Origin of the sequence: Streptococcus agalactiae ATCC 13813 (assembly GCF_000186445.1) — a bacterium.
In the GTDB taxonomy this organism is placed as follows: Bacteria; Bacillota; Bacilli; order Lactobacillales; family Streptococcaceae; genus Streptococcus; species Streptococcus agalactiae.
This window is the reverse complement of record NZ_GL636070.1, coordinates 1-6,211: the sequence shown is the minus strand read 5'-3', so window position 1 is coordinate 6,211 and position 6,211 is coordinate 1. Positions and strand designations below refer to the sequence as shown.

7 protein-coding genes are annotated in these 6,211 nt (G+C 33.4%); all 7 read left to right on the top strand.

The features are described 5' to 3' along the window. The first annotated feature begins 120 nt into the window (after positions 1-120). Genes HMPREF9171_RS112835 through ftsH form a run of 7 tightly spaced genes read left to right on the top strand, consistent with a single transcriptional unit; the run spans position 121 to position 5,996 of the window. Positions 121-393, top strand: coding sequence for an RNA-binding S4 domain-containing protein (locus HMPREF9171_RS112835; RefSeq protein WP_001234967.1), 273 nt, complete (start codon positions 121-123; stop codon positions 391-393). Next, positions 380-751 carry a septum formation initiator family protein gene (locus HMPREF9171_RS112840; RefSeq protein WP_000042845.1) on the top strand — a complete coding sequence of 124 codons (372 nt, stop codon included), beginning with the start codon at positions 380-382 and terminating at the stop codon, positions 749-751. Before HMPREF9171_RS112835 ends, HMPREF9171_RS112840 begins: the two co-directional genes overlap by 14 nt. Before the next feature lie 2 nt (positions 752-753). Beyond that, complete coding sequence (locus HMPREF9171_RS112845) at positions 754-888, top strand: SP_0009 family protein (protein WP_001061058.1); 135 nt, start codon at positions 754-756, stop codon at positions 886-888. After that, complete coding sequence (locus tag HMPREF9171_RS112850; protein WP_000757205.1) at positions 888-2,174, top strand: serine hydrolase; 1,287 nt, start codon at positions 888-890, stop codon at positions 2,172-2,174. Before HMPREF9171_RS112845 ends, HMPREF9171_RS112850 begins: the two co-directional genes overlap by 1 nt. A gap of 1 nt (position 2,175) precedes the next feature. Next, positions 2,176-3,450: a tRNA lysidine(34) synthetase TilS gene (gene tilS, locus HMPREF9171_RS112855; RefSeq protein WP_000282853.1), complete on the top strand. Its 1,275-nt coding sequence runs from the start codon at positions 2,176-2,178 to the stop codon at positions 3,448-3,450. A 4-nt stretch (positions 3,451-3,454) separates the two neighbouring features. Next, positions 3,455-3,997 (top strand): hypoxanthine phosphoribosyltransferase, encoded by a 543-nt coding sequence (hpt, locus tag HMPREF9171_RS112860; protein ID WP_000892188.1) that lies wholly within the window; start codon positions 3,455-3,457, stop codon positions 3,995-3,997. A 22-nt stretch (positions 3,998-4,019) separates the two neighbouring features. Next, positions 4,020-5,996, top strand: coding sequence for an ATP-dependent zinc metalloprotease FtsH (gene ftsH / locus HMPREF9171_RS112865; protein ID WP_000794528.1), 1,977 nt, complete (start codon positions 4,020-4,022; stop codon positions 5,994-5,996). The last annotated feature ends 215 nt before the right edge of the window (positions 5,997-6,211 follow it).

Below are 6,211 nucleotides of genomic sequence, written 5' to 3'. Positions count from 1 at the left end.
GAAGAGAGCTATTAGCTCTCTTTTTGTTACATTATATTGACAAATATTATCAGTTCAGATATTTTTCAAAAAAAATGCTAAAATAGTAGAGTTAATTTAGACAGAAGGATGTGATCATCAGTGAGATTAGACAAGTATCTAAAAGTGTCGCGTATCATTAAGCGTCGTCCCGTTGCTAAAGAAGTTGCAGACAAAGGACGTGTCAAGGTGAATGGCGTATTAGCAAAGTCATCAACTGACCTAAAGCTTAATGACCAAGTTGAAATTCGTTTTGGTAATAAATTGTTGACCGTTAAAGTATTAGAAATGAAAGATAGCACTAAGAAAGAAGATGCTATCAAAATGTATGAAATTATTAATGAAACAAGGATAGAAACAGATGAGCAAGCCTAATGTTGTTCAGTTAAATAATCAATATATTAACGATGAGAATCTAAAAAAACGTTACGAAGCTGAGGAGTTACGCCGAAAAAATCGTTTAATGGGTTGGGTTCTTATTTTTGTCATGCTTTTATTTATTTTACCCACTTATAATTTAGTTAAGAGTTACAGAACTTTACAAGAACGTCGTCAAGAAGTTGTAAAATTAACGAAAGACTATCAGACATTAACTAATAGAACTGAGAACCAGAAGTTACTAGCAAAACAACTAAAAAATCCAGATTACGTTCAAAAATATGCTCGAGCGAAGTATTATTTCTCTAAGACCGGCGAAATGATTTACCCATTACCAGACCTTTTACCAAAATAATTATGAATAATTTAATTGAAACAATAGAACATTTTCTAGCCTACTCGGATGACAAACTAGAAGAGTTAGCTGATAAGAACTATCAACTTAGGCAAACAATTGTAGAAAAAGAAAAGATTGAGAGCAGAGAAAAGTAATGAAGAAAGTTTTAACCTTCTTATTATGTAGCTTATATTTTGTATCAATCCCAGCTATAAGTACCGAGGAGCCATTAACGCTTTCTCAAAATAGACGATACGCCTTAACTCAGACAGTTGTGGATAAGGAAATGTATTTTGATGCTATTCCAGAGAGACCAACTACAAAAATTGAAATAAGCAGTTTTCAAGATGAAGCTTTAACCATAACAGGAGAGACTTTAGTTCCAAATACTTTATTGTCGATTGTTTCCCTTACAATTAATTCAAATGGAATTCCAGTATTTACTTTGTCCAATGGACAGTTCATAAAGGCTAGTCGTGAAGCTATTTTTAATGATTTAGTTTCTAAGCAGCAATCTGTCTCATTGGATTATTGGTTAAAACCTTCTTTTGTGACTTATGAAGCACCTTACACAAATGGTGTTAGTGAAGTTAAAAATAATTTAAAACCTTATTCCAGAGTGCATTTAGTAGAACAAGCAGAAACAGAACATGGTATTTATTATAAAACGGACAGTGGTTTTTGGATATCAGTAGAAGATCTATCGGTTGCTGATAATCGTATGGCTAAGGTTCAAGAAGTATTATTGGAAAAATATAATAAAGATAAATATGGTATATACATCAAACAATTAAATACACAGACAGTAGCTGGTATTAATATTGATAGGTCAATGTACTCTGCAAGTATTGCAAAATTAGCAACACTTTATGCTAGCCAAGAGCAAGTAAAATTAGGAAAACTGTCATTGGACAGCAAATTTGAATACAAAGATAATGTTAATCAATTTCCTAATAGCTATGATCCAAGTGGTAGTGGGAAATTAGAGAAAAAAGCTGATCATAAATTATATACAGTTAAGGAGTTACTTGAAGCAACTGCCAAGGAATCAGATAATGTTGCAACAAATATGCTAGGTTATTATGTCAATAATCAATACGATTCAATGTTTCAAACACAAGTAGACACAATTTCTGGTATGCACTGGGATATGAAGAAACGCCAGATTTCTCCACAAGCTGCGGGTAAAATGATGGAAGCAATTTATTATCAAAATGGAGATATTGTTAATTACCTATCAAAGACTGATTTTGATAATACAAGAATCCCTAAAAATATACCAGTTAAAGTAGCACATAAAATTGGAGATGCTTATGACTACAAACATGATGCGGCTATTGTTTATGCAGAACAACCTTTTATTATGATTATTTTTACAGATAAATCATCTTACGATGATATCACTAAGATTGCTGACGACGTTTACCAGGTTTTAAAGTAATATGTATAACACTATTTTGAAAGATACCTTATCCAAAGGGTTATTTACCGCTCATCAGAAAGTTCTAATTGCTGTTTCTGGTGGCATTGATTCAATAAATTTGTTGCAATTTTTATACCAGTATCAAAAAGAGTTATCAATTAGTATTGGTATTGCACACATAAATCATGGACAGCGAAAAGAATCAGAAAAAGAAGAAGAATATATCAGACAGTGGGGACAGATACATGATGTCCCTGTCTTTATCTCTTATTTTCAAGGAATATTTTCAGAAGATAGAGCACGTAACCATCGCTATAATTTTTTTTCAAAAGTTATGCGTGAAGAAGGTTACACGGCTTTAGTAACAGCTCACCATGCTGATGATCAAGCTGAAACTGTATTTATGAGAATTTTAAGAGGAAGCAGGCTACGCTATTTATCAGGGATTAAGCAAGTGAGTGCTTTTGCAAATGGTCAATTGATTAGACCATTTCTTCCATATAAAAAGGAGTTATTACCAAATATTTTTCATTTTGAAGATGCTAGCAATGCTTCGTCTGATTATTTGAGAAATCGAATAAGAAACATCTACTTTCCTACTTTGGAAAGAGAAAATAATCAATTGAAAGATTCTCTCATAACTCTCTCTGAGGAAACAGAGTGTCTATTCACGGCTTTAACAGACCTAACAAGGAGCATCGAAGTAACAAACTGCTATGATTTTTTAAGGCAAACTCATTCTGTCCAAGAATTTTTATTGCAAGATTACATTAGCAAATTTCCAGATTTACAAGTGAGTAAAGAACAGTTCAGAGTAATATTAAAATTGATTAGAACTAAAGCCAATATTGACTATACTATTAAATCGGGCTATTTTCTTCATAAGGATTACGAGAGTTTTCATATTACAAAAATCCATCCTAAGACGGATAGTTTTAAGGTTGAAAAAAGATTAGAATTGCATAATATACAAATATTCTCACAATATTTATTTTCCTATGGAAAATTCATTTCTCAAGCAGACATTACTATTCCTATTTATGATACTTCTCCGATTATTTTAAGAAGAAGAAAAGAAGGGGATAGGATATTTTTAGGAAATCACACTAAAAAAATTCGCCGTCTATTTATTGATGAGAAAATAACTCTAAAAGACAGAGAAGAAGCTGTTATTGGGGAGCAAAATAAAGAGTTGATATTTGTGATTGTTGCAGGTAGAACATATTTGAGAAAACCTTCTGAACATGATATAATGAAGGGCAAACTTTATATTGAAAATTTAGAAAAAAGGTGACATCATGCTTGAAAATGATATAAAAAAAGTTTTATATTCAGAAGAAGATATTATTCTGAAAACGAAAGAATTAGGAGCTAAATTAACTGCAGATTATGCAGGTAAGAATCCATTATTAGTAGGTGTATTAAAGGGGTCAGTGCCTTTTATGGCTGAACTATTAAAGCATATTGATACACATGTTGAAATTGATTTTATGGTTGTTTCAAGCTATCATGGTGGTACAACTAGTAGTGGAGAAGTTAAAATTTTAAAAGATGTTGATACTAACATTGAAGGAAGAGATGTAATCTTTATTGAAGACATCATTGATACTGGACGTACATTAAAATACCTTCGAGATATGTTTAAGTATCGTCAAGCTAACTCTGTCAAAGTTGCAACCCTTTTTGATAAGCCAGAAGGGCGATTGGTAGATATTGATGCTGATTACGTTTGTTACGATATCCCAAATGAATTTATTGTGGGATTCGGTTTAGACTATGCTGAAAACTATCGTAACCTACCTTATGTCGGTGTGTTAAAAGAAGAAATTTACTCAAAATAGAAAAAAGGTACTCTCTTAAACTATGAAAAATAATAAAAATAATGGTTTTCTGAAAAATTCCTTTATTTACATATTATTGATTATTGCGGTTATTACAACCTTTCAATACTATTTAAAAGGAACTAGCTCTCAAAACCAGCAAATTTCTTATACAAAACTTGTTAAACAATTAAAAGCTGGAGAAATTAAGTCTATTTCATACCAGCCAAGTGGTGGTGTTGTTGAAGTTAGTGGGACATATAAGAAAGCCAAAACAATTAAATCAGCTAATAGTTTTACTTTTTTAGGTGGTAGTGTTGCTACTAAAGTTACAGGATTTAATTCTGTTATACTACCAAATGACTCTTCAATAAAATCTCTTGTTAGCGCTGCTGAAGAAAATAACACTAATATTCAGGTCAAACATGAAAGTTCAAGTGGGACATGGATTTCTTATATTGCCAGTTTTTTACCTTTAGTTATCATGATTGGTTTCTTTATGATGATGATGAACCAAGGCGGTGGCGGTGGCGCTCGTGGTGCCATGAGCTTTGGTAAAAATAAAGCAAGATCATCTAGTAAAGATGAGGTTAAAGTTCGATTTTCGGATGTTGCTGGAGCAGAGGAAGAAAAGCAAGAATTAATAGAAGTCGTTGACTTCCTTAAAGATCCTAAACGATATAAATCTCTAGGTGCCCGAATTCCAGCAGGGGTTCTATTAGAAGGACCTCCAGGGACAGGTAAAACCCTATTAGCAAAAGCTGTTGCCGGTGAAGCAGGGGTTCCATTCTTTAGTATTTCCGGTTCAGATTTTGTTGAAATGTTTGTCGGTGTTGGAGCTAGTCGAGTACGCTCTTTGTTTGAAGATGCTAAAAAAGCTGAACGTGCTATTATTTTCATTGATGAAATTGATGCTGTTGGACGTCGACGTGGAGCTGGTATGGGTGGCGGAAACGATGAACGTGAACAAACGCTCAACCAACTTTTAATTGAAATGGATGGTTTTGAAGGAAACGAAAGTATTATCGTTATCGCTGCTACCAACCGTAGTGACGTGTTAGATCCCGCATTACTGCGTCCAGGACGTTTTGATAGAAAAGTTCTAGTTGGACAACCTGATGTAAAAGGTCGTGAAGCAATTCTGAGAGTACATGCTAAAAATAAACCATTAGCAGATAATGTTGACTTAAAAGTAGTAGCTCAACAAACCCCAGGATTTGTTGGTGCTGATTTGGAGAATGTTCTCAATGAAGCTGCTTTAGTTGCTGCGCGACGAAATAAAAAAGTTATTGATGCTTCAGATATTGATGAAGCAGAAGACCGTGTAATTGCTGGTCCTTCTAAAAAAGATCGTACTATTTCTGAAAGAGAAAGAGCTATGGTTGCTTACCATGAAGCTGGGCACACAATTGTCGGTTTGATTCTTTCAAATGCGCGAGTTGTTCATAAAGTTACTATCGTACCACGTGGTCGTGCAGGTGGATATATGATTGCTTTACCTAAAGAAGATCAAATGCTTCTTTCAAAAGATGATATGAAAGAGCAATTAGCAGGTCTTATGGGAGGACGTGTAGCGGAAGAAATTATTTTCAACGCTCAGACAACAGGTGCCTCAAATGACTTTGAACAAGCCACTGCCATGGCCCGCGCTATGGTAACTGAATATGGTATGAGTGAGAAACTTGGCCCAGTTCAATACGAAGGTAACCATGCAATGATGGCTGGCCAAATGTCACCTGAAAAATCATATTCTTCTCAAACTGCACAACTTATTGATGATGAAGTTCGTCACCTTCTTAATGAAGCACGTAATAAGGCAGCTGATATTATCAACGAAAACCGTGATACTCATAAATTAATTGCAGAAGCCCTCTTAAAATATGAGACTCTTGATGCTGCTCAGATTAAATCGATTTTCGAGACAGGTAAAATGCCTGAGACAGAAAATGATGAAGATAAAGCGAGAGCGTTATCATACGATGAAATCAAAGAAAAAATGCAAGAAGAAGATAAAAAATAAGTCATCATATATTTTTAAAGAACTTTATAAATTTCAAACACCCTTCAAATTTAGATAAAATTTGAGGGGTGTTTTTTATGAAGATGAAGTTTAAATTTGTGAATTAAGAAGATGAAATATGAACATGACAACGGTAAAAATGCTATCCATTAAACAAGTATAGAAGGTTAGTTACTATAAATAATATTAACTTTTTAAAAATAAAAGAAAAAATG